Here is a 25,934-nt window from a genome sequence, read left to right as displayed (position 1 = left end):
TCTGTGTCACCACCTTAAAAAAATAAGGGGGAGATTACTCTCTCCCTATCGATATTTAACGTAAAATTGGAATGTATAAGCGTCAAAACGCATGTAAGAGTACGGGCCACGCTCTGCTTCAGGGTGATAGAATGCAATTCCTTTAATCCACCCGTCACGCAATCCTTCACCAAACGATTTATTAAGAGAAATCCAATGAGATTCGCCTCGATTGAAGTCTATTCTTTCAATTTTTTGGTGATTATTCAATTCAATTTTTTGATCTGCTGAGGGTAAATCCCATTTACCTGCATAGTTGTGTGCCCACACATGAAGGAAACGACCATCTTCTGGGTATCCGTGTTCGGTATTTCTTCTACGAATGTAAAACTTAACATCTAAGATTTCTTTCCCCTGTAATTTTTGTCTCCAGTCATTGTGATCAAGGAAGAACAAGCATTTATTATTACCCCATCTTGTTCCTTTTTTAACTGCAATGCCATCCTGAATTTTATTTCGAAGCTCTATCCATTCTCCGTGAAACACTTCTCTGTCATCATATTCGTAGCGCCACTCTGCCGGATTTTTTCTAACTTGTCCGTTTTGTTTGTAGATAACATAATCTGTACGCCAAGTTCTACTTCCTACATTATTTTGAACCTTCTCAATAATTGGTCGTGGTTGGGTTTTACCACTAACAGTAGCCCAAGGTGATGCGCCTGCTCGGTTTACAGCTCTTACTTTCTCGACATATGTTGTATCAGGATTTAACCATTCATGAGGTGAGTCTAAACTATTCGTTCTTTGTATAGATGGGTTTGACCACCACGTAGGTAAATATTCATAATACTCAGCGGTAGGAACAGCATCCCAAATGAAATTCAGCTCATGTTGTGAAGACCACGCCATACGAGGTTTTGGAGCTGCGGGAGGTTTTAGTGGATCAATTTTTATATAATCCAAGATCCAAAACCAATCGCTTACATGTCCATTTATATCAAATACACGAACAGCATAATGGTAAACACCATCTACATTACCTGTTACATTATGAACATAAGCTGTATTTGGACCATTGTAAATGTCGTAGTAATACTGGGTTATCCACTGATTTGATAAATCGTATTGTTGAACACGTAGGTTGTAACTTGCTACACCAAGGGGGACATTGTCCACTTTGTAAGGTTTGTAGTAGGGTACTGATTGTTTTTTTCTTTTATCTACTGCAGAAACTCGTAAAACATAACGCGTTTCTTTTGAGGAAGAAAGATGCACAAAATTGATGTGATCCATTGGGATATTAATTTTTCTTCCAAATGCTTCTACATCTTCTACTCGATAAAATAATGTATGAGTACAAGCCTTATCAGTGAAACCAACCTCTAGCTCAACCTCGTAATAAGAAACATCTTCTGATAGTTCATTTAAAAAGTTAATCGTACATGTACCTGGTTTAAGATCTGAGGGTTGCCAATTAACATCAACAGATAAGTCCTCTTTACCATTGTTGTATGCTCTTCCACTTTTTACATAAAGCGGTTCAAGACCTCCAAATGTTAAGTACACATTACTTGGTTCTTTTGGTGGGATTCTAATAAGACGGTCAAAGATTGTATATATCTTATGAATGTCTTGAGCCCCTAGACCATCTTCAATAAGTCTTTGAATTTCATCTCGATATGTATCTTCTTTTTTTGCAATTAACCACAGGATACTTTCGAGGTTTTCAAAATCGGTGCGACTAGGAACCGTTTCACGAGTGAATAAAGCCAAAGCTTTTTCTAATGCATCGTTTTCTTCTATAGAATCTATTACGTAATCCTCTAATACTGAGGCAGCATTTTCTCTAATCTCCTCAAAGTATTGACGAGTCCCGATGTATTCATATGCTTCTGGCCCATCTCGCCATAAAAGTCCATCCTGTAAAAATACAGGTCCAAATTTAAATCTTTTTCTTCCACTAAAAGCAGTGGAGTCGTTAGCAGCTGTTACTTTTACTTCCCATTCATAAGTTTGCTCTAGGTCAAGAACACCCTGATGAGCAGTTATATCTACTTGAGTATCTGTTCCTGAATGAAAGGTAATAAGGGCTGTGTTAGAGCCCGTTTTATATACCTTTACTTCTGCATCTTTCTGATAGTCACTAGAGTTTTCTTTAATGAATGTCCATGAAAAAATGAGCGAGGAAGGAATATCTGGAGTAACGATGGAGTTAAAATTAGGAGATAATCCTTCTGGTCGTTTTGCCATTTGTATAACATCCTTTCTTAGCGATCAAATACCGCTGGGTGAACTGGTTCAACAATCGCATAATCGAAACGAACTTTTACAGAAGAAGTTGTAGCTAGTTTTCGAACACGTAGTTTTGTAGAACCATCATGATTGAAGATCAAGTAGAATGTTTTATATTGTCCACTTGTATCGAAGTCTGTTCCATTTAAAGTAGCTTTGTTAATAACTTGGTTTGTCTTTGAGTTAACTGCAGAAATCTCGACAACCGCATTAGAAGGAAGACTACTTGCTGATAATCTTACAATCGCAACATAACGACCATAGTGCATACCATCTAATGGAGCATTTAACAAGTCTGAAGCAGCAGTAGCACCACTTTCAATCGCTTTGTTTAATAGTGTCTTTGAGTCAGCTACTGCAGTGTTACCAGTTGAAGACGCATCATTTGAATCGAACTCTCTTGTCCATCGAGTGTTTGTCTTCCCTAGTACTTTCAGCTCTGCATTTTGTGCAATCGTTCCACCTGTTGTTTCAGAAATCTTGTCGTTAATTGCATCAGCTACTTTTGTGTTTGAAGTTGATTCCACATAGATATCTGAACCAGTGATTCCTGTAGCTGTCTTTGTTAAATCAACATTTGCCTTTGGAAGCTTACCCTGTACTTCTTGTGTAAGCATAATCTTCTCTGGCATACCAGGGATCCCAGAAGCACTACCTAAGTGACGGTGTTGCTGAATTGTAGCATTTGTAGTCTTATCCTTATCGAAAGCCCATGTAGGTCCTCCGTATCGCTTATCGAATTCAGCATACCAATCATGAGTCTCAAGTGCGTCTATACGAGACTTAACGGTAGAAGTTCGTTTAAGGTTTAATAGCACGTTTGGATCCGTAATAGGTTTCCCGTTTGCATCCTTTGGTGCAGCTGGCATTTGAGCTAATTCTCCTAGCATACGTTGTACTGCCATTACAGCATCTTGTAAGGAGTTTACATGCTCAGCCATGTTGTAATCTTTAAGGTTTGTCCATCGTAGCAAGTTGGGGTTTGACTTAGAACCACTACGTTCATCGAATAATTCAGGGAAACGAGTAAGAACTAAATCGGGATAAATATTATTCCCAACTGCATTTTGTACTGATCCAGTTTCAGCCATTATTTATCCACTCCTTGTTTATTTTGGTAGGTTAAGAGATAAAGAACCTTCTCGGTTAACTCTTACGGATATACCTTGTGATCCTCTTAAGAATGATCCTTCTGTATCTATTACGGCAGAGAATGAACCTCTACCAAGAGTTACAGAACCGTTACCAACTTCTACATCGGCTAACGTTGTTTGGGTCATTGTATTGTTTAGAGTAAAGTCCTCATCAGTTGTTAATTTATAAGACTGCGGCGCGTCACTCTGATCGATCCAGTCCACTATAAGCTCTTCTAAAACAGGTGTCACTGTTCTATCAGCAGTTTTCATTTCTACATGGATTTTAATTTGCGACTCTTCATTATTGTGAAGAACATCTTCTCCTGTAACAACTTCCATACCAGGAGATGTATTATCACTAAAAGTATAGCCATAACGATTGTCCCAAGTGATATGCGTTTGATATAGGAATTCACGCAAAGCCACTAATACGTAATGAAGCGGAATAATTTCGGAAGCCATTACTGTATATTTGTAATCCTCTAAATCATACTCATCATTTGGTATTTTTCCTTTAGCCACTATCTTATATTTGAATTGGATTTCTGGGTGATTCTCTTCAATTTGTTCCTCTGTACCATGTAATCCAACATAGGCTTTGAATTCTCGAACAGGAGACTCTTCTTTTGGAGCAGTTACTAATAAGTCATCACCGCTACCAATACCCGATTGCACTTCGTTATCTTTCCATGAAGCAGAGAAACCGTCCCAGATATGAGGTAGATAATGAAACCCCATATTGTTTTCTTCAATACTGCGCCAATAAGCTTCTCCCCAGTTCATATGATCCCAAGAAAAACCTAGATTACTATTGATCTGATTTACGTATTGGATATATGTTTCAGAAGGAGTACCATCTGCGTTTATAAGTTTTGTTTGAACATATTGATCATCAGACAATGAACCTAATTTGACTTGTGACTTATCAATGCCTAGTTCTCTACTAATACCATTGATAAGCCCTTGTTTTGTTGCTCCACCAGGATTCTTAAAAACATCTAAGATACGATTCTTAAATTCTTCGTTTCTTTCGCCTGGTAATCTAGAAATGCCTAGCAACATACCAAACTCGTCAAATACGTTCCAGATATGATGAAGCATATATTCATAGTGGAGAGTATCCCCTACTTCAATTGCATCAAATGGTTTAAAAATATTATCTTTCATGTAATAATCCATTACTTTGATATACACATAACCTTCGATGGTATCAATCATGTAGGAGTTATCATCACTCTCAAAAAATACTCGTAAAGTATCAACTGGCATACAGTCTCTTCTTACACCATCAATAACTAAACGAACATGAAGATCTGGCGTTTCAACATCTACAACGTCACGAGTAGCAAGCGGAATCTTATAGCAGTAATCGGCTGTTTGTAAGTTTGCTGTACCGATGTACATATTGTTCCAAGCCTGCTCTATGTAACGTTCAATGTCTGATAGCTCAACACCAAATGCATCTAAAAATAAGGCCCCTACCGATTTCGGGTCTTTGGCCATCTTCATCCATTGCGGAAGCATGGACATCATACTTGTTGTATGCTTGTTTAACAATGGTGCCACCTGCTTTCTATGCTACGTTAATTTTTCTTAAGAAGTATCGTTCTTCTAATGAAGGCTCAACATTCTTAATGAAGTATTCCTTTTCATTAACAACAAGTTTTTTAAATTCCATATCTAAAATTTGATCACTTGTTTCCATTACTCGCTGAATAATTTCATTGATAATAATTGGAGAACCCATGTTTAATTGTTTCATGTACGCTCCAACATTTTGAACGACTTTGTTACGGATGTGTTGTCTTTCAAGGGTAGTTGTTTTTGAGTGGAAAATTAAGTTGAGGGAGATATCCACGGGGTTATACTCACTTGTTTTTACTTCTACATTCATACCATAAGCAGCTACTTCTTCTATAACGCTTTCTACACGGGTTAATAGGTCATTTTCAATTGGATAAACCTGAGGAGTAACGTAACAAGTAAATGAGCCTGTTCCCCTTGTAAATCTTTTGAATTGAGCATCTGCAACGCCATCTATTCTAAGTGTTTTTAAACGGATAGCAATTAGATTTGCATTCTGTTCAACAGATACTTGATTAGAGATTCTTGCGCGATAGTTATCGTCAGATTCATCTCCATCACGAGTACAATTTAACAGTTCACCAATAAGGTCTAGGTATCCACCTGTTGATGTTGAAATAAAGCCCATCTGAATAATTAACTCTAATTCATCGTAGAAGGGACTAAATTCTTCTATCATTACTTCTGAAAACATTCGAGCGATGGAACCTGGACTTGTTTCAGTAATTCCACCTTCTGTTCGAAGTCGAGTTAAAACCGCTTCGAGCATTTCATCTTTTGATTTTCTCATTAACTGTTCACCTCATATTCTGATAACAAACCATGTTCTAAATCAAATAGAACTGGTACAACTAGATCCGCTGCTTTTCTTCTAACAGTTATATAGAAGAGTATTTCACTAGAACTTACAGGAACCGGCCTAACACTTAAGTCACTAGGAAGTATAAACTTGTCATTAGTTAAACTTTTCTCAATTAGGGACTTTCCTAATTCACCTGTTTCTCTTGTATTTGGAAGACCAATTAATTCAGATAAGTCTGCTCCTATATCCTTATGGATAAACCAATCTGGATTGTCTGTTCTTAATCGATTGAGTATGACTTGTTTCTCGCTCAAGTAAGATACTTGCAGTGGGATATCTCTTATTAATAACCCTTCTGAGCTATCTGTTGAGATATTCCCTACTGAATCAACATAGAGCAATTCATCAAAGTCGTTGTAACTAGGAGAACCAAGTTCTAAATCTCCTTCCGGTGTAAAACGAAAATCGACTTTCATTCTTATCTCCTTCTTTCTAATACTTTTAGTAACTTCTTGCCTACATCAAGTCGATGGATAAGATAGTGACAGTTACCGCATAGTACTGATAGATTAGTGGATTGATTGTTTTTCGATAGTTGTTTTCCATCCCACTCCTCGTATCCTTGTTCTTTTGCAGTTTCTAATAATTCTGTTGTATCTTGTCCCGCTTTGATAGCCTTGCGAATTTGAATCTCCAATGCTTGCTGTTCTTGATAGTCGATATGATGAACTTCTACTAGAGAGTGCCCACAAATTTCACATCGATGACCATATGTTTCAAGGCCAATTAATCGATAGTCCATGACTAGCCTCCTCTCTTTATTCTTGCGGTTTCTATTCCTAGATCCTCAATCATAGATGTAACTTTTTCATCGTAATAGTGCTTCCTCTTTTGCTCTTGGAACAAGGGAACATTAATATTGCTTGGCCCATCTTGCAACATAGAAACCATTGAAGCTTTTGGAATGTTTCTCTTTTCTCCTACCTTATCACCATAGTACAGATAAGGATTTAGGTTGTGATTATTCCAAATGAATCCGTATGGTTTTGTATGCATCCTCATTTCCTTTGTAGCAAAATGAATACTGTCACCATAAAAAATGATTCCATTATCTTTAGCATCCAATCGAATACCTGTGTCTTCATTCACAAACATTTCAATTGAACCATCATCGCAGAGTTTAAAGGTTGAACCTGTAACTGGATGTTTAAGTGCGATTTCGTCTTCGCCGATAAATTGCCAGTTCTCCAATTCTTTTTCTAAACTCTTAGCCTTAAAGTTAACAAGTTCATTTTGTAGTACTTGTCGCCAATAAGGATAATGAATGTCCTTGTCTCCATCTCCATATGTCTTGTTTACATATGCTTCATTCATCGGAATCCTCCTTTCTAGAAAATACGGGATTGGCGAATTGTTCTTCCACCGTATGGGCTTAGGTAATTTTCATCACTATGATTTGCTTTGTACACTGTAGATATATAAGGTGACTCTTTTGATTTGTTTTTAAAAGAGATAGAAACCCTGTCACCATTTTTAACAGCTTGTGTAAATACGCCATCCCCATCTTTAGGTAAAGATACGTTTTTCATTGTTCGTAACGCATGACTGTTTTCATCAGAGTAGACTACTTCACATGTTAGTTTCGTATAATCCACTTGAATCACATAACCTTCGATTGTTCCTTGTAATCTATTTAAAGACGGTACAACTACTTTACTGTAAATAGATTGATGAATTGGACTGTTGAAATTCATCGAATCACCTTCTCTTTAATTCTTTCTTGAGTTAAGAAATCGTCTATCATAGGCTTAGTGATTAATTCTTGCATATGCTCATAGGCTAAACCAAACACATACGGCCCTTTGATTCGCCCATCCTCTTTATGATAAAAAAATAGTTCACCATCAAGATCATCACTCATACCAATAAATAAAGTGCCATACTCAATGCATGTTGTACCCTTATGTTGTTCTAAATACTCTTTAATTGTCATGCTGTCACCCACTTTCCTGGTCCACCATAGATAGGAACTCCGTCATATTTTATGTCTTTCCCTTTTGGAGCAATATCTATATGGATGAACCCTTTGTTGTTTTCGAAGTCTCCACCAATCGCAATAGACCTCACACCTAATTGCCATGCACAGTCTGCAATTTCTCTTACTTCATCTATGCTTCTAACAAGAATATCAATCGCACAACCTGCTTCATGAGGTGAAAGTTGACCAGGGTTACTAAAGCGGAAACCACTAATAACCTCAAAATAAGGTTTTTGTGTTTTCAAAAGCAAGCTTTCAAACAACCTTTTTGCATCTGGTGAATAAAGATTACCTTCATGACCATCGTATTTTTCACTATGAATAAACCTTTCCTTATTTAAGGGAACCATCTTTTCATACTTGGTAGTTCGAGCCCAACCAACACGATTAAGAAGAAAATACTCTCTTGTCATGTCACTCTTTTTAAGAGAATCCCCTATGAATTGAACTGGTAGGTATGGGAAAGAACTTCTGTATGTCTGATCAATTAGCTTTTCTTCTTCCGATAATTCTGCTCCATCATTTTCATAAAGGGCATGCATTGGTTTTTCATTGCCTTCTTCTTTCTCATCTGCTTTTGCTGAGAAGCTAGCCTTAGGTGAAATAGAATTTAATTGAATAGCTGAGGCGCTACCTCGAATATCAACGTAATCTTCAGGGTTCTTTGTAGTTCCTCTTCTGTTATTAACAAAGTCTGTACAAACCTCAAAGTGTAAATGGACACCGAAAGACTGACCTTGTTGCCCCATCATCGCAATATGCTGACCTTTTTTAACTGTATCTCCTGTTTTTACTCGCAATGTACTAGGATGCATATGTCCATAAATTGTATACAAATCATCTCTATGCTTAATAACGATCCAAGTACCAAATCCTCCTACTCCGCTTCTGGCTTGTAGAACAACTCCATCACCCGCAGACAATATCTTGCAATTTGTATCACCACGAGTATTAGGAGCTAAATCCACTCCGTTATGGTTTGCTCCATCACGAGGTCCCATAACAGAAGTGAATCTATATGATTTTGGTTCTGCAGGAACGCCTAGTTCGCCCGAACCTGTGAAGTTACCAACTCCTCCCTCAGGTTCTTTTACTGCGTTCCCTTGGTCTTCAGGCTTTTTACTATCATCGGAAGTTTCTACTTCTTCTTCCTCTTCATCATTAGTTTTAGGAAGCTCAAATTTAGCAAGGTACTCTTTTCTTTTTTGATACTCTTCCTTACCTGCTTTAATTTTCTTCTTATATGATTCGAGATTATAGGTTTCTTTGTTTGTAGCCATAACTAAACTCACCCGCCCTTAATGTACCTGGTCCTTGATAAATTGGTAGATTGTCATATCCCCAAGCTGATTCAGGACCAATATCAACATGAACAAACTTAGGACCCACCGCAATAGCCCGGAATCCTGTCAACCATGCAGTATCAGCTATATAAATTGCTTCTTCTGTTGAATCAGCATATATGTCCATAGAAATACCAATAGAATGAGAAGACTCTCCATCAGAAGGATCAAACCCTCTAGCTATTCTTAAGGTTTTATATCCAAGTCGATCTTTAAGAAGACGGAAAGCTTGTCTTGCTTCACTTGTATAGAAATTTTCTTGAGGGCCATTTAGATGAATAAACTCATTTGGAGGTAATGGGGAGTAATTTTTCTTCATGTCATAACTGGATGACAGTTTAAAGTCTTCCACATAGTTTGACCTTGGGTACTTTGGAGCAATAATTCTGCTGTCTTTTAATTGTGCAGTAGGAATACTTATCTTAGATGCAAAATTTCTAGCGTGTTCTAATTCATCTTCTGTTGGTGGTAGCCTGAATGGTGTATCCATGACATCTTCTATTATCGGATCTTGAGAAAGGTCACAACCTGCTGCATAATTCGCTTCAATATCTGAATCTGATACAGGTACTGATTGAGCAGAGAACTCACTTATTTTTGCCTTTCCTGTAACTAGATTCATGAACCAAGTTTTATCTACTCCACTACCAGGACAACTTTTTGGTTCTTGGCCATTAATTAATCCTTCACGGTGAAACTTTACACCATTTGCTTTCATAGCAAAGTACTTAGCGATAGCAACAGCGGACTCCAACTGTTTACCTTGCAATTTATCTTTACCTATATCAAAGTTGCCTATCATTTCATACATCGCGGGATGATTAGAAGCTGTACCGTTATATCCTGTTGCACTACATGGAACAGATGCAATATCACGTCCAAGAATTACTTGTCCATCCACACCAATAGTGAAGTGTTGTGCGATATTATCCCAGCCTCGGGTTATTGTATGGAATTTTTTCATGTCATCGTTTAGTTTGGTTAGTGTTTGACCTTTAGCCTTTGTATGGTCTGGATCATAGGTGTGGTGGACATAGATACCATTAATCATACTAGTGTCTACAGTGTTCAAAAACTTAACTACTTCATCACCACTTGCAAATATTTTTCCGTATTCCCATTTTCCGCCTGTTCCTTTACCACCAGCGGATGATGAACTTCCACCACCACTACCGCCACCAGATAAAACATCCAGAGTTAACATTGTATCTGTGTATGCGTCTCTTCCAAAACCTTTATACATTGCAACTACTTGGTTCGCATAAACATATCCACCACGATAAACCTTGTTTTTTCCGTCAAAAGGCACACTGAAACCGTTATATAACCAAGCAACCCCATGACCGTTTTGTTTTAACTCATATCCTTTACTCTTAAAATCTGCATATGGATTTTTACCCCTAGAGATAACGTCTCCAGCATAATTATGTTTGTCTTTAAGAATCATGCATCCTACATAGATATTATAGACTGGATCACTGCATGCTCTTTTAAAGTCTAACTTTAGAGTGCCAGTAATATCCTGTTCCGTTTGCATTAACCCAACACAGTTAGAAGAGTTTGGGGTCGAATCGTGTACTCCACCGGATTCCGTTGCCATAATTACTTTAACCAATAGAGGATTTACACCAGCTTTTGCTGCTTGTTCCTTAATATGCTGATTCCATTGATCAGTACCAGCTATCTTACCTTTAAGTCCATTTTGGTATACTCCTCCGTTTAGAAGTTTGTCAGTGTAAACATCTGGTCCAGTGTACTGAGCAACCGTAGGCAATTCTCCATTGAAGTTTACTGAACCGCCACCACCTGATGCCGCAACTTCTCCACCGCCTTCTTTCGGTTTCTCTTTTGTCTTTTTAAGTGAGAAACTCTGCAGGAATTTCTTACGTTCTTCATACACTTCTTTTGCTGCTTTTATTTTCTTTATATACATTTCCGTGTTATAGGTTTGTTTGTCTTTTTGTGCCATAAAGTTATACCTCCTTATTTTGATAAGCTAACCATTTATTTTGATTTTCGCTATAGTTAACACAAAAAAAAGAAGAGGCTATTCACCTCTTCTTCAATTACTATTGTTGCTTCTTAGACAATTCATTTAGTTGACGGGCTTTTTCAGTTTTTGCATACACACCATCTTCTCCTCCGGAACCGGTAAAGAAGTTAGCTATTTCTATGAATGCATTACCAAAGAACTCTGCATCCCCATCGTCATGGAATAACGTTGCACTGAACATTTTATCGTATCGACCTGGTGCATCACCATAAATCATACCTGCATGGTTATTAATACCTGCCGTTAATTCCTTCCCTCTATACGTTAACGGAATCGCCACAACGCATTGAAGGTTTTCTTTGAATCGGCGATAGTGTTCAAACAGCATTTCTGTACCAATCCATATTCCTGCATTAACAATGAATCCAACTGGTGTGAAGGAAGCTGCTCCTCTAACCATGTTTAATGCTCCTTTACCAATCTTCGCTATATCATCAGAGCTTGATAGAGCTTTTGCAAAGGCAGTTCCTGATTGCAGAATAGCCTTTTTACTTGTGTTCTTAAGGAAACCTGATTTTCCAGTAGCTTTGGTCATGTTTTTAGCTGCGTCTTCGAACTCGGTTACTAACCTTTGTTGTAGAGCCTTAACATCTCCATCTCCTTTTGAGACAATCTCATCAAGAGTTTTTAGGATTTTATCCATATCTCCACCACTATTTGCCATACTTATTGTATGCCTTAATCCTTTAGTAGAAACCCATTTACCTACACTAGCAGGGATTCCTTTTGAGTTCGTAATCCATTTAGTTAAGTTTCTTCCAGCTTTATTAGCTGCTGCACGTATTGCAGCTGTAGCAGCCAATGACTGTCCAAAACTCATGTACCACTTACTCATTTCAAGAATTACTTGGTCATCGTTTACAACTAGTAAGTCTGGTTCAATAGAAGTGATGAATCCTGTATCCATACTGAAGTGATGTGTTACTGATTTAATTAACGCATTACCTTGAAGGTCGTTAATCTCATCATTAATGTACATCATGTCATGAGGTTTAGCAGTAGGATCTCCTAATACCAACAGATTTCCTTTGTACATATCTTTCATGCTATCTCTAAGAGTAGACTGTCCGAAGTATGTAGCCATTACTTCTGAAGTGTAGAAGTCAGCAAACTTTGCTACAATGTCAGCTTCCACTACTCTTGTTTTCTGTTTGTCGAAACGAATATCCGCATCAGCATATAATACCGGTGTTTGTTTTCCGTCATAGTTTACGATAACGTTTGTGAAAACATTATCCTCACTAGCTTTAATATTGTTTTCTATAATATCATAAGCCGACATGTAGAATTTGTTTTGCATGTATGGACGTCTTGGTTGTCCTGTAAGATATCTTGACCATGTTTTCTGTGTAGGGTCAAACTCATATCGAGAATCGTACTCGAAAGCACAACGCCAGTATGGTTTACCAAAGAATAATGTCGAGCGTAATTCGAACGGATGAACAGCAGATATGTAATCCGGAGTCGAATACGTAATCGTTTGTATAATATCCCAAACCGTATTGTTATAGAACTTAACGACTACATTGTCTGCATCTCCTGGGTTAAGTATTTTAAACTTATTTTCCCATAGACGTTTCCAGCTAAAATCTTCGAAAATATTATTTCGCTCTCCGTTAGGATGAAGCCACTCTGAAAAAGTAGGAGTTCCGTTCGAAGAGTAAATGTTCTGAGCAACTTCACCATACTCATCATTGAACCATATCAAGTTACCCAAAGGTTTTGAATCAGATGTGCCTTTTGAATCAAATGGTTGACCAAAATGCATGATTCCTAAAGGATTATCTTTGAATAATCGTTCATCTACTACACCGTTCATGAAGTCTTTAAACCAACTTCCTTTCGAACTCATAAGACTACAAATCAGGTCTCGTGGTTCAGTTACACTGAAGATTCCATCGTTGTTATCATCAGGGTCACCAGATACTACGTTTCCTAATTCAACTCCGTCACCTTGAGCAACGATTTCAATTACATCACCAATCTCAAGTTCTGAAATCGTACCATTAAACACAATTGGCAACGCACTAGCTGTTGCACCATAACCCATTCTTAAATGAATACGTGCTCCTGTTTCTAGGAAAAGGTTCTTGTGAATTTCGTTTTCCTTCTTATCAATTAAGTCCTGAGGGATTTCATTCCAGATATAGTTATCCCACCATTTTAACTGACGGTCTACGTAGTCAACATCGGTACGACGAGTTGTTAAGTTTGAGTAAACGTTAGTCATAGAGATTACTGCGGTATCTGCAGCAATTTTACGAGAACGGTGAACGTCTATACTTTGAATAGCGTTGAATCCGTACATATTGTCCCAAAACTTGTACTTACCAAAGTAATCACCTTCATGGATAATAAACATCTGGAACCCTGGGAATGCACGAAGCATTCTTCCACGTTGGTCATGGTATCTTAAGTCGTAGAACATTTCTTCATACAATACGCGTGGATCAACATCATTATACAAACGAAGGTCTGTAGATGCTGTTGAGGATTCAGCTGTCTTATCAACATCATGAATTGTTTCGTAAAGCTTAGCGCCTTTTTCATAGATTTTTTGTGAATACTCGTATCCATTCTTATCTTTCTTGTCACCTGCGAATTTGTCAGTTAATTTATCGGTTGCTTTTCCAAGTGCACCAAACGTACCAAGGTTCCCTGGATTATATTTCCCAAGAAAGTCTATACTTTTTTCAACCCATCCATCTGTCTTATTTAATTCATATAGCATTTTTAAATGCTTCTCATAAATCGAGTACAGTGATTGTTTGTCCAGGGTTTCTAGATGCTTTTTCATGACCTTCTTGATATTTTTCTTATCAGAATCAACTTTTAAATCATTCGCTTTTAATACTGATAAGTCGTAGTATTCAAGCTCTAAGAGTTGATCAACATAGTCATCTTTGTTTCCATCACCCATCGTAATGCCCTCATCTAGAGTTAATCCGGCATATCCTTTATAGACATCCTTATTGTAACCGCTAAACGTATTAAATGGCTTAGTCGCATAATGGTTGAAACGGCTCATAACGCCGCTTGCAAAACTATTGTCTTCGATATCCTTAGAAAATTTAATTTTAGCATCCGGTTTTTCATATAGGGCGAACATTCCATCCCAAGGGCGACAATAAGATTCATAGTTTTCACGATCCTTATCTAACTTATCCAGCTTCTCGTAGTGTTCCGCAAGTTGTTTAACTGCTGTCTGTAAATTGTATCTCCAGTTGTACATTAAGCGTTTTACTTCATCAACCTTCATATCAGCTGAAGAAACATCTACTTGCGCTAATCCTACACGTCCTGCTTTACTAACATTAGGTTTTGTCCCTTTGAAATGCTGCCACTGACTTGTCTTATCAAGGAATGCTTTCAGAAGTGTCATGAATCGTTCTTTTGTGATTTTTGATTCTGTTTTAGCGAAGTCCATATGATCCATACCATTTGGTTGCTTAGGCTCTTTAATGACTTCTTTCTTGATTAAATCACCAATCGCAGTAGTATCTGGGCCTCTCATTTTACTTCTTCTTACTTTGAAACTTGCATAATAAATATCTTCTGCAGGTTGATAAGATACTACCTTTTTAGTTTTGTCCGCCTCTTTTAAATCCCCGCGACATTCTTCAATGAAATCAGGAGCTGAATAATATTTCTTAAAGTACTTATCAACTAGACTATTAAGCTCTTGATAGATAAGTGCTTCATCCCCACCAGGTTTTTGAGATAATGTACCGTAATCATTTCCTCCATCAGGGAAGAGTGTTTTCCATTCTTCCATAGTCGGGAAAGTTTCATAAGCAAATTTATCATCTTTTTTATCTGTTAAAAACTTTTGAACGTCTGCATTCTTTACTGCTGCAGCACCGCCTTGGTCAGCCATAACAGGTCCTGCTGATGTATTTGGAGCGTCCGATTTCTTAGCTTCTTCCTGTTTACCCCAACTAAAATTCCAGCCAAGAGGACCTACACCTTCAGTTTTTTCTAACTTTTTAAGTTTGTCCCAATCTGCCTCAGTTGTATCAAACAGTTTTTCTGCTTTGTTACTTGTGAAAGCAGCTACACCTGTAGCATCAAACATGTTCAGTTGATGGTTTCCAAGGTATGACTCTTCAATTAACTGTCTTAACGTATTACCTGTAGAGAAATAGAAGTCTGGGTCAAGATATGTTCCATTTGTTATGTTCGGATATTCTTTTACACCTGCATCAATCTCTGGTAATACTGCATTAATTTGAGCGTAAGTAGGAAGTTCCATGTCAGGATAAACTTCTAGCTTGTGAAGTCTAGCTTCAATCATACGGTCATTCATAAATGCTGTCTTGTTAATCTTTAGCTTCTCAAGATCCATTTGTTTACTGTTACCAGGTAATGCAGTTAATTCTTCACGTTGACGCTGTGTTTTATCGAACCCAATACCTTGTAACATGATTTGGTATCTTCCTGGGAAGTTAGGAACTGTATTAACAGAAATACTTTCAAACATTACATATCGAATACCAAACAATTGAGAAAGATCATTTTCAATACCGATATATCCATTTGTAATACCTTGATTAAATTTCTTAGCGTATTGATCAGAAGTAGCAATAAGGTTGTTGAAATCCCTCGCACCATCTTCATCTACTTCCAAGAGTAAATCAATGTATGGATCTCCACCACCCATGTATTGTAGAGTTGCAGCTTCACTAGACTGAACATGAGATATGCTAAACTCATTTGAGAAACGAGCATTAATAGAGATTGGGATAACCTTACCAGAAATCGGGTATTCTCTCATTGGAATCATTCGCTCACTCGCTTCAATAACTCTCATATACTCATCAAATTCGTCTTTGTATTTAGCTAATTCATCTTCCATTTTCTTTGCGCCGCCTGCAATTTCTCTAAGTGTTTTTATTGCATCGTCACTAGCAGGGATACGGAATTTATCTTTTTCATAATACTTCTTGAATTTGTTTTCAAGAATTTTTTGGCTTTCTGCATCTTTAAGCTTCTTCAAGATGATAAGACCTTGTGTTTCTTTCCCCTTGTATGGCTCTTTTGAATAATCTACCGGAGGATCTTCATCATAATAATTAAGCCCCGCAGATAAACCTGACCATTCAAATCGAATCTTAAAGTACATGCGAGAATGGTATGGAATAAAGATTTCATGATTAACAAGAGAAACAAACGAACCTTTGTATTTGCCATCATAAATCGTAGAAAATATTTCTGCTCCTTCACGTAAAATATTTTCTGCTTCTTCCGTTTTCATTTTGTATTTCTTTTTGAGTTCGTTAACCATGTACCAATAGTTAGTATCACCAAACCCCATTCGAAGATCATCAATAATTGTTTTTTCATTAGGTTTAGAATCCTTATAACGGTCGTATTGATCTAAGATTTCTTTAACAACAGAAGCATCTTCTTTTTTATTTTTGTACCCCTCATCCTTTGTCTCTAATTCGATTTTTCTTAATTCTGGAGAATCTGCATTCTTCATGTAATTGATAGCGTCTCTTCGAGCTGTAAGGAATGACTCATCAGCAAGAGTAAATTTGATATCACTTTTAAGCTGACCTTCTAATCCTTTGAAGTAACGGTACTTATCTCCGCGAGGTGCTAGGGATTGGTTGTAATACCATCTTAGCATTGGATAGTTTACAGAATCGCCGAGTGTACTTTTATCCATCAAGTATGCTTCTGAATTAAATTCAATAAGCGTTAATTTGGCAGTTAAGGACTCTGGAAAATTAGGGACTGTTGTTACTTCGATATTCATTAAAGCTACATCACGAATACCTAACACATCATTAATGTAGTAGTTATCAATAGGAAGAAACGGTGCTTTAGCGAATTGTGCAAGTAGTGGTCTAAGTCCATCCACATAAAAATACTTAGCTTCTTCTCCTTTTCCGTATTCTTTCTTCCAAGGGTATTTCTTACCGTTAATTGATTCTAAATCGTGGAAATAAAGATCCATGCTTAACGTAGTAAGTGTTTGACCGCGGTTAACTAATACAGAGGATTTTGTACGAAGTGTTTTTATTTTGGAGATGTTCGAAGTTTTGTTTACATCAATAGCAGTAGGTGGAATTGTAAGAATTACATCCCCAATCCTAACTTTGGAATGTCTTTTTAAATCTTCGACTGAATTTATACCTTCTGCAAAAATCGACACCCTATCGTCATAAGGGCTAAAAAAGTCTAAAGCGTTGTGTGCAGGAGTTGTTGTTCCTTTTATGTTTGTCGTTTCAGGATTGATATCTTCATCGTAGGGTTCGTCACTACCAATATCCGGAGTACTCTCTTCATCATTTGCACCTGTTGAAGGAGAACCAACACCTGTGTCATATGCTTTTAATCCTAATTCAACAATCCAGTTTAAAGGATTAAGAACCGTTAAAGTATTTGCATGCTCAAATGGGAAAAGACCAAGAGGAACTTGAGGAAACTTCTTAGATTTTGTTACTAAAAGAGATTTGTTTACGTGTACAAATTTATTATCATTTTTGTTAATGATCTTATCGAAAACAATATCAGCACTTTTTTCATTCGTTGCATAAACATCTGCTATGTAACGACCATAACCATTGTCTTGCTTAGGTGCCTCTCCATGTTTATTACGATCAAAATGCACAATCACAAGTGGCTTTTGGTTGTCTTTCCAACCTAAAGTTTCTTTGTTGAACGTATGCGCTTCTTCTCCTACCTCATACATGTCCTGCATTGTAACACCATACGTTTTCCCAAACTTAGTATTTTTAGGGTCTTTGTATGATTCTTCTCCAGGCTGAAGTGTTTCTGGTGTGTCTACACCGTTATATCTAATTGTAATTGTTTGTTCTTTATTTAACTTAGAAGATAAGAAGTCGGATAGCTTTACCAATTTAACATCAATTGTATCACCATCTGTAACTTTCTCTACTCTTCCGATTGCAATGTAATCCGAAGTCTCAACTTGTTCTTTGTGCTCTTCCATCACACTAAAGAATTCACTGTTTTCTTCTTCTGGTTTTTGTTGCGCTATTTCTAATGGGTTACCAAGTACTTCTTTTTCGTAGTAGAATTTAGCACTTGATAAGAGTCTGTGAGAATTGTAGCCACAATCTAAATAGATAATTTGGTTACGCATCTTAGTGACTTCCATCTCTCTATTATCCGCTATCGAATAAAAACTAATGTCTACAGGATAACGAGATACTTTCTTTTCCACTTCTGCAAGGAACATATTGAATCTTGGGCTAGTAGCCACGTTTCCTTTGTTCCCTACATTAATGAATGTGTAGTTCGGATTTATGTATATACCAACACGCCAAGGCGCATCTTTTCTAACTCTAGTTAGAGAGGTAATTAATATTTTCTCTTTCATTCCGGTCACCTCTTTTGTTGTAGTAAAACAAAAAGAGCTAACAAAACGTTAACTCTCATTTGTCTATTAATATGCATAACCCTTATTCATTGCATTTGCAACTGCGCCCTCTAACCACTTGTTATCTATGTTTCTCGAATTATCATTTACGTTCACATTCGTGCTCATTTTGACATTCGACATAGCCATGATTTCATTGTTTAGCATAGCTGCTAGGTCATTATGATTCATTCTCTTAGCAGCCGAAGCCTTAACAGAGATATTGATATATTCACCGTTCTGGTTAGGTGTTACACGCGCTGTAGGAGCTCCTAAAGTTTCTGGAGCAACTGGTGCCATTTCTTGCAGGCCTTCTGGTGTAGGTGCGCCTTTCATAAGAGCATTTGTTGCCCATAATGCACCGAATCCAAGTAGTCCAACTCCTGCAAAACTTGCTGCACTTCCACTAAATGCTTTCTTACCAGCAGTTGCAATATCTGAAAGCGACTCATTCATTTCATCTCTCATTGTACGATGAAGCGGCATTGCTTCATTTGACATGATTTTTGGCTCAACAGCTTTTCTTTCTCCCATGATTTCAACAGAACTAACTGCATCATCCAAACGATCTTCAATGTTTGCGTATCTACGTTCATGAATTCGTTGAACAGATTTCTCGAAGAATTCCTGATGTTTAGCCATTCTCGCATTGCCGTACTCTTTTGCAATGTTCGAGATTTCAGTTACAGCATCCATACCAGGGATGTGTTCACCTGTTTTAACCATGTTGGAGAAGTTATGGAATCCAATACCTTGAGAAGCAGCTACAAGTAAACTTGATTGTCGGTATCCTTGAACACCCATTTCACTGTAAACCTCTTCTGCCCCACCTAAGATTTGAAGAGATTTCTTAACGAACTCTTGATTTGATCCTTTGTAGACTTCACCTTTTCCTATTTCTAAGAATGGCTTGTTCTTAAATAGACCACGATCAACTAGGTCAGCTGCAGCTAAATCATAATCCAATCCGTTACTAGGATTATTAATTTTATCAATCATGCTGTAAAGGTCGCCCATTACTTCTTCTGCAGTTTGGTTTGAACCTTCTACTTTCTTAGCCGAGATAGACTTCTGAGAGTATTCACGAAGGAACTCATCCACCATTGCAGTTTCTCGCACGTAATCGTCCCTAGAGTATTTCATTACCCCTTCTGCTTCATTAAATAGCTTGTATTTTGTTTCCGCCATCGTCATAAACGCTGCAGACATTCTCATACGTGTATTATCTACGCTACCAATTGTAGAAGAAGTTGCACGAGCTAAGATTGATTTCTCGTGTTCAGCTTTACCTAGTCCGAATTCACCATTCTTAACTGTTCCCCAGTCATCGTACACACCTGTACTTTGAAGTGATTTACGAATTTTTTCATGTGCTTCAGCACCATGTAAGTTGCCGAGAGTAAGATTTTTAGTACTATTACCTGAGAAGAACGCTTCAGAAGCAGCAACTACATCTTTATGAGTTGCATCTAAACCAGTAGCACTTGAGACGCTTGTACGGAAGTCTTTTTCCATACTGTTCATGATTACATCAGCAGCTAATTGGTTCTTCGCTTTATCAGAATTATGTAGCTTAGTGATGTCATTCAATACTGCACTTCTTTGTTTCTCATCATCTATTCCATAATGAGTTAAGAATACCGCTAAGTTATCTCCATCGAAGTCACCTGAAATACGTTCAGCCATACCACGTAATCCGACTACTTGCCCTTCACCAACAGCATCACTGATTTTCAACTTAAGAGCTTGAGTCGTACCAACGTCAATCGATGGATAACGAATAGTAGTTGAGAACACATCGTTTTTGTTCCAGTTTCTCATAACATACTCTGTCATGTCCTCTGGTTTGATTTTCGTCGTATCTGCACCCCAAGATTTCGCAATGTTTTCAGCTTTGTCTCCAATTAAATTACGAACATCTTTCTCGTTCATGTAGACTTCGCCTTCTTTAGCGATACCGTTGTTTACCCACTTTTCGCCCTCTTTCTGATAAGCAAGAGCTGGGTTAACGCCTCCAAATTGGTATTGAGAAGACATCGGAAGTCTTCTTGCCATGATCTTAGCCATACCTTCTTTTGAAGTTGAATCACCAAGAGTTGTAGTCAAGTTAGCTATCTCTCTGTTTATTTCTGTTTCCAGAACTCCACGTCGTTTAGCTACATCCTCTACAGAAAACTTATCTGTTGTAAATAAGCCGTTATACTCTTCTGTTTTTCTCGCAATAGAAGCGTAGTGACCTTTTAGTGTATCAAGGAACTCTGTTTTCTCAACATAGTTAACATCACTAGGTAGCTTCATTGAATTGATATCCAGAAGAGGAATGTGTTGGTTCGCTGCGAACTCCGGAAGTTTTAAGTACGCTGTTCCTTTTGTGCTAAGTAAGTGTTCTTGAATCTTCTTACCTTTGCCACCAGACTCTAAATTAAACTCCGTTGCTCCGGCATTAATGATAGTTTTATTGTAATCACCAACAGTGAATGTTTGACTATGACCAGACTTTTGGGGAATTGCTTCAAACGAATCCTTACTTACATGAAGTACTCCATCTTTCATCTGTGCATTTACATCAGTCATTAACCCCATACCATCAGAAGTGTAATCAATAACTACATCTCCTGCTTTAGGAGTCCAACCGTTATCATAGTTACCAGCAACTTTAACCATTTCATTAAACACTTTTTGTTGTGCTTTAATTTCTGGTGAAGTTTGAGAACCATAAACCATATCACGCATGAAGTTAGCATGTGCAGAAGATTCTCCTGGTTTATATATACCTGTTCGAGTGTAAGAACGATCTAACATGTCTATCTCTTTAACAGTTATCTTACCGCGGTCAATTCCACCCTGACGATTCCAAACATCATGGGCCATTGTAATATCGGCGAATACTTCACGATTTAGTCCTAATTCACTCATCCACTTAGCTGAAAGTTTTTCACGGCCTTTTTGATCCAACTGTTTTCCGTCTAAACCAAAGTTGGAATCTACAACGTATTGACCATTTTGGTTAGTCGTTTTAATACCAAGCATTTGCTCAACGTCTTTGTAGAATGAAGACAATGCTTTATCTTCTGAACCATAACCGGTGATTTTCTTTTCAACTGTACCGCCGAATTGTTGACGAATCTGAGTATCGTAACCACGAATTAATGCAGGTAGGTCAGTAGCACCTTTCTTTTCTCCTAGATGAGAAATTACTTGTTCTACTCCGTCTACGCCATATAAATCACTCATAATTTCTCCAAGCATAGGAGTCATCGTAGCACGGAAACCACCTTCAGTTACGGCTTTAAAACCATGACCTGTTTTACGTTGTCTACCTAATACAAGTGATCTCTTATCAATGTCATCTGCGTTGAATCCAAGGATAGATACCTTATCACCTTTCTTAAAACGTTTTTCATCAACAATCTCGTTTTTGATGTTGTTAATTTCATATTTTCCAAGAGTAAGATGATTTTTCTCATTAAACATTGAATTAATATCAACTTCTAGTGGTTTATCAAAAGTGATTCCTTTCTCTTTCCACAAACCATTACCAAGCCCTTGTTTCTCTGCTTCTTTTTCAATGGCTGTTTCAATGGAGTTGTTGAACATTACTTTCTCAGCGTTCATGTTAATACGAACTTCATCCATTCCATCAAAAGCTTTCATTAGTCTATGATCCATGAATGCTAAACCTTCACTTGTAGAAAGCATACCCATATCTAAAGACTTCTTCATTTGTCTTGCTTCAACAGGAGAGATTTGATTTTTAGCTTGCGCTTTATCAATCATGCTTTTGTATTCACTGATTTTGTTAGCATCTTTTAGCTTTAATGCAATTTCTTCATCCGTCATATAACCTGTTTGCATTGTAATACCGCGGACTTCATTTGCATCATCCAGTGCTTTAAATGCAGCAGATGAAATAAAGCTATTTTTTGTACGGAAGGATTGGTCTTTACCAGATCCGCGTAATACTCTTGAAGCAACTTCTTGGTCTACTTTTCGGTAGTTGATTGTCTTATGTGGATTCTCTACTGAATCAGCATAGTAATTACCTAGTGCCATATAAGTACGAGCATCTGTATTTGCAGTACCAACAAAACCTTTTGAAGCAGAACGGTTATTGATACCAAACATACTTCCTTTTAATCCAGAAGTACCATTTGCGAAATCAAGAAGTCCCCCTGCAGTAGCGTAACCTTTTGCTCTTTGTCCCATTGCTTCAAAGAATGTGATTCCTTTTTCTTTTGCATTTTGGGCAATAACATCAGCAGAAGTGTTCAACCCTAATCTTTTTTGATTTGCTTTATACCAAGCTTCTGCATACCCTGTGATATCCCATTTACTTGAACGAACTTCACCACTAATAGCTGATTTAATATCAAACATTTCTTTGTCGTCGAAATGTAACTTTCGACTTGCATCAGTAGGAACAGGATCTACTTGTCTTCCAACACGATAACGAAGTCCTTGTCTGATTTGAACAAATGCATTCTTATTTCCAGTACCCTCAGCAATTTCAGCTAGTTCTTTTGCTTTCTTAGAATAATCAAGAATCATATTAAGAGCATCTGTAACTGATGTACTATGATAAGCTCCTTTTGTACCAATACCAGAGCGAATAACAGAAGCTTTTCGGTTTCCACCATATTTCACCTTCATGTCTTTATCGAAGGATGGAAGTTCAATAGTCGCTAATCTAGGGTTACGAACTAGTTCTTCATATGTCTTTACTTCACTTAAATCCATACCGCTCTTTTTATCAGCTAAGATAAGCAATGGATTTCCGCCGTCCATGAATCGAATTTGAGTATTAAAGTCATTGCTATAAGACGATAAAATCTTACCAACAAGATCCTCATACTTAGCAGCCATACCACTTGCTTTACTAATTGTGTCTGCATCGTTCATTCCATGTGTGCCGAAGTTCTTCTCAAATAATCTCTTAATGCGGCTATCCTGCTCTCTTAAGAATCCTTTTAGTGGGCTATTACCATTTAATATGTCCTTAGCATTTTTGTATGAACGAGCATTCTCAATGCTTTCATGCATAACATCTGGTAGGTTCTTCATTAACCCTTTGATTGCAGTTGTTCGGTTATCCGTCATTTGATTAGTTACTTCACGAACGAAATTGTCTGTCCCCATATTTTCTACCTTGTCACGAACAAGATTAGACATTTCAGTAAGAGCTGTTTCGATTTTATTACCCGACATAACTTCCTGCTTCATCTGACCGATAAGATATTTCACATCGTTAGAAGCTTTACCTTCTGGTGAAAGTTTGAAGTTGTTAATGATAATATCCTGTAATTCATCAATACGAGCCATCTTGTATGACTTCTCAGGATTTCCAATGCGATCTCCTCTTCTTCTTCCGTTAATGTAAGAACGGAAAGAACCTTTGATTGAGTTCGTATCTTTTGCATTGAAAATTGTTTTATCTTCTTCTCCAAAAGCAAAATCGAAAAATCTATTTCCTTTAGCAGTTACATGGGCTTTGTTATCACCTTGTTCATCTAACTTGTTTTTAATGTGTCGCAGAGCAATTGACTTCTGTTCGTCGCTTAATCCTGAAGCTTTTAGAGTACTCATAGCTGTTCCCCATACATCTCTTTCCCCTTCTAGTCGTGCGACCATATGAGGGAACTTCATAGCTAGTTCTTCTGTTCCTCCATTTTTAACAACGTGTGATTTCCAGTCAAAACCTTCTCCTACACTACCTGCTTTATCTAGATAGTTGTAGTATTCATTCATCTTCTTCCATCCGTTATTGTCGAACATTCTTTCATATTCACGGAAGGAAGCGTCATGTTTTACTTTTAAGTCACGCAGGCTTTTAGAAATTGCATCATCCATTGGCATGAAAGAACCATGAATTTGTTGTGCTAGTCCTTCTTGAGTTTCAGACATTAATAAGATGCTTTTACCCTTTATATCTTTAGAATCAAGTCTTGCACCGAATCCTTTCTTCTTTGTTCCTGGTAGTGCTACATCTTGTAAGAATTCTTTAATTGTAAAATTCTCATTTGAAGGAAGAGATGTATTTAAGTTCGCCCATCGAGGACTCATCTTTCCATCTCCATCAACTGTCCCTACAAGATTGTACTTGTGTTTCTCTTTGTCAAAATAACCACTTTGATAAGAGAATACGTCTTGTCCTGCTTTTAGGATTTCTGTTTTTAATGTAGAAGGATTAAGGGCGTAAGCTGGAGATTTCTTTGCTTCTTGAATGAATGATTTGATTTTATTGTGGGTGAATCCTGCAATTTCAATATTCGCTTGAATATCGTCTTTTGCTAAGTGATATAAATATGAAGATTGATTTGCTTTAATCTTTTTCTTACTTAATAAAGATTGGTGGATATGTTCTTGTCGTAAACTTGAACCTGTTAATGAATAAGGATCTTTAGCAGTAGCAGAATATCCGTGATAAAAATCTAATGAATCCTTTGCTACACTTCTAAAGAACTCTTTTGTACTTTTATTTCCTGCAGCACCAATAATAGCTGGTAAGTCATAGTGGTGAATGTTGTATCCACCTAACTTTGAATTCGTAGATTTGATATGATTCTGGAAAATAGATAGTGCATCTTCAACCTTTGTTCCTTTATGGTACAAGTTGTTAAGACCTCTCTCGATTTCCTCTATTGTATTTCTTGTAAAAGCTGTACCTGCAGAAGGAACACGAGAATGTCCCAATAATGACATGTAAGCTTTACCGTTACTTGTAGCACTCTTGAATTTATTTGCATCAGAATACTTGGCTAAGTCTAATAATGTACGGTGCATATCCTGTGAAACTGCCATCATCGGATTTTGTTTTAATCTATTGATTTGTTGCTTTAAGCGAGCATATTCATCTTTTCCTGGAGCAACTGCCATCGATACGATAGAGCCTTTATTCTTAACAAAGTCTTTCCCGTTGAACTTAGTTCCACCAAAAGATAACTCAGTCATAGCAAATAGATCTAGACCTTTATTGCTTCTCATGTGTTCAGGTGTACCGATTGCTTCTATATCAAAGAACAATACGTTGTCGTTACCTTTTAAATTCATAAAAGGATTTAATGCTTGTTGGGCATTAACATTAAAACTATTTGGAGTACGAGCCGACTCCCAAATACCTAATGAACTAATACGATTGTCTTTTGTTAATTCGTTATATGTTTGAGCTATTGCGCTTTGTCTATATTCAGCAGCTGTACGTTCTGCTGCGTTCTCCATTTTAATCTTGCTTGAACCATCAGCAGATTCATAAGCAGGTGTTAGTGCTCTGTTTTTTATAGGTACTCTTTCGATTCCTTCCATAATACCCTCCTAATAAAT

The 25,934-nt window shown here is 37.3% G+C and carries 13 protein-coding genes; all 13 read right to left on the bottom strand.

What is annotated here, in order from left to right; all coding sequences use genetic code 11:
* Positions 1 to 45: 45 nt before the first annotated feature.
* The gene (locus tag JDS99_RS05845; RefSeq protein ID WP_199694746.1) at positions 46 to 2,229 is read right to left on the bottom strand and encodes a hypothetical protein; all 2,184 of its coding nucleotides are present in this window, start codon (positions 2,227 to 2,229) and stop codon (positions 46 to 48) included.
* Positions 2,230 to 2,246: 17 nt separating this feature from the next.
* Positions 2,247 to 3,362: a hypothetical protein gene (locus JDS99_RS05840; RefSeq protein ID WP_199694745.1), complete on the bottom strand. Its 1,116-nt coding sequence runs from the start codon at positions 3,360 to 3,362 to the stop codon at positions 2,247 to 2,249.
* Positions 3,363 to 3,380: 18 nt separating this feature from the next.
* Positions 3,381 to 4,964: a hypothetical protein gene (locus JDS99_RS05835; protein ID WP_139888722.1), complete on the bottom strand. Its 1,584-nt coding sequence runs from the start codon at positions 4,962 to 4,964 to the stop codon at positions 3,381 to 3,383.
* A gap of 16 nt (positions 4,965 to 4,980) precedes the next feature.
* On the bottom strand, positions 4,981 to 5,781 hold the full coding sequence (locus tag JDS99_RS05830; protein ID WP_139888721.1) for a baseplate J/gp47 family protein: 801 nt from the start codon (positions 5,779 to 5,781) through the stop codon (positions 4,981 to 4,983).
* Entirely contained in the window at positions 5,781 to 6,269 is a 489-nt protein-coding gene (locus tag JDS99_RS05825) for a hypothetical protein (RefSeq protein WP_199694744.1), read from the bottom strand. The genes JDS99_RS05830 and JDS99_RS05825 overlap by 1 nt, the downstream gene beginning before the upstream one ends.
* A 2-nt stretch (positions 6,270 to 6,271) precedes the next feature.
* Entirely contained in the window at positions 6,272 to 6,595 is a 324-nt protein-coding gene (locus tag JDS99_RS05820) for a hypothetical protein (protein ID WP_199694743.1), read from the bottom strand.
* 2 nt (positions 6,596 to 6,597) lie between these two features.
* Positions 6,598 to 7,167 (bottom strand): hypothetical protein, encoded by a 570-nt coding sequence (locus JDS99_RS05815; protein WP_199694742.1) that lies wholly within the window; start codon positions 7,165 to 7,167, stop codon positions 6,598 to 6,600.
* 14 nt (positions 7,168 to 7,181) lie between these two features.
* Positions 7,182 to 7,547: a hypothetical protein gene (locus tag JDS99_RS05810; protein WP_001010564.1), complete on the bottom strand. Its 366-nt coding sequence runs from the start codon at positions 7,545 to 7,547 to the stop codon at positions 7,182 to 7,184.
* Positions 7,544 to 7,798 (bottom strand): hypothetical protein, encoded by a 255-nt coding sequence (locus JDS99_RS05805; protein WP_345943215.1) that lies wholly within the window; start codon positions 7,796 to 7,798, stop codon positions 7,544 to 7,546. Before JDS99_RS05805 ends, JDS99_RS05810 begins: the two co-directional genes overlap by 4 nt.
* Positions 7,783 to 9,111, bottom strand: coding sequence for a M23 family metallopeptidase (locus JDS99_RS05800; protein WP_199694741.1), 1,329 nt, complete (start codon positions 9,109 to 9,111; stop codon positions 7,783 to 7,785). Before JDS99_RS05800 ends, JDS99_RS05805 begins: the two co-directional genes overlap by 16 nt.
* Positions 9,086 to 11,143, bottom strand: a complete 2,058-nt coding sequence (locus JDS99_RS05795; RefSeq protein ID WP_199694740.1) for a transglycosylase SLT domain-containing protein — start codon at positions 11,141 to 11,143, stop codon at positions 9,086 to 9,088. Before JDS99_RS05795 ends, JDS99_RS05800 begins: the two co-directional genes overlap by 26 nt.
* A 100-nt stretch (positions 11,144 to 11,243) precedes the next feature.
* Positions 11,244 to 18,578, bottom strand: coding sequence for a thermonuclease family protein (locus JDS99_RS05790; RefSeq protein WP_199694739.1), 7,335 nt, complete (start codon positions 18,576 to 18,578; stop codon positions 11,244 to 11,246).
* A 66-nt stretch (positions 18,579 to 18,644) separates the two neighbouring features.
* Positions 18,645 to 25,916 carry a hypothetical protein gene (locus tag JDS99_RS05785; protein ID WP_199694738.1) on the bottom strand — a complete coding sequence of 2,424 codons (7,272 nt, stop codon included), beginning with the start codon at positions 25,914 to 25,916 and terminating at the stop codon, positions 18,645 to 18,647.
* Positions 25,917 to 25,934 lie beyond the last annotated feature (18 nt).

It is taken from the genome of Bacillus cereus group sp. N6 (assembly GCF_016483705.1).
GTDB classification, from domain to species: domain Bacteria; phylum Bacillota; class Bacilli; order Bacillales; family Bacillaceae_G; genus Bacillus_A; species Bacillus_A wiedmannii.
This window is presented reverse-complemented; position numbering and strand designations above follow the sequence as displayed.

What these genes read in the sequence shown, in the direction of transcription:
- JDS99_RS05800 (WP_199694741.1), bottom strand. Translation starts at nt 9,111, where the DNA reads ATGGCTACAAACAAAGAAACCTATAATCTCGAATCATATAAGAAGAAA.
- JDS99_RS05795 (WP_199694740.1), bottom strand. Translation starts at nt 11,143, where the DNA reads ATGGCACAAAAAGACAAACAAACCTATAACACGGAAATGTATATAAAG.
- JDS99_RS05785 (WP_199694738.1), bottom strand. Translation starts at nt 25,916, where the DNA reads ATGGAAGGAATCGAAAGAGTACCTATAAAAAACAGAGCACTAACACCT.
- JDS99_RS05825 (WP_199694744.1), bottom strand. Translation starts at nt 6,269, where the DNA reads ATGAAAGTCGATTTTCGTTTTACACCGGAAGGAGATTTAGAACTTGGT.
- JDS99_RS05815 (WP_199694742.1), bottom strand. Translation starts at nt 7,167, where the DNA reads ATGAATGAAGCATATGTAAACAAGACATATGGAGATGGAGACAAGGAC.
- JDS99_RS05790 (WP_199694739.1), bottom strand. Translation starts at nt 18,578, where the DNA reads ATGAAAGAGAAAATATTAATTACCTCTCTAACTAGAGTTAGAAAAGAT.
- JDS99_RS05830 (WP_139888721.1), bottom strand. Translation starts at nt 5,781, where the DNA reads ATGAGAAAATCAAAAGATGAAATGCTCGAAGCGGTTTTAACTCGACTT.
- JDS99_RS05845 (WP_199694746.1), bottom strand. Translation starts at nt 2,229, where the DNA reads ATGGCAAAACGACCAGAAGGATTATCTCCTAATTTTAACTCCATCGTT.
- JDS99_RS05810 (WP_001010564.1), bottom strand. Translation starts at nt 7,547, where the DNA reads ATGAATTTCAACAGTCCAATTCATCAATCTATTTACAGTAAAGTAGTT.
- JDS99_RS05840 (WP_199694745.1), bottom strand. Translation starts at nt 3,362, where the DNA reads ATGGCTGAAACTGGATCAGTACAAAATGCAGTTGGGAATAATATTTAT.
- JDS99_RS05820 (WP_199694743.1), bottom strand. Translation starts at nt 6,595, where the DNA reads ATGGACTATCGATTAATTGGCCTTGAAACATATGGTCATCGATGTGAA.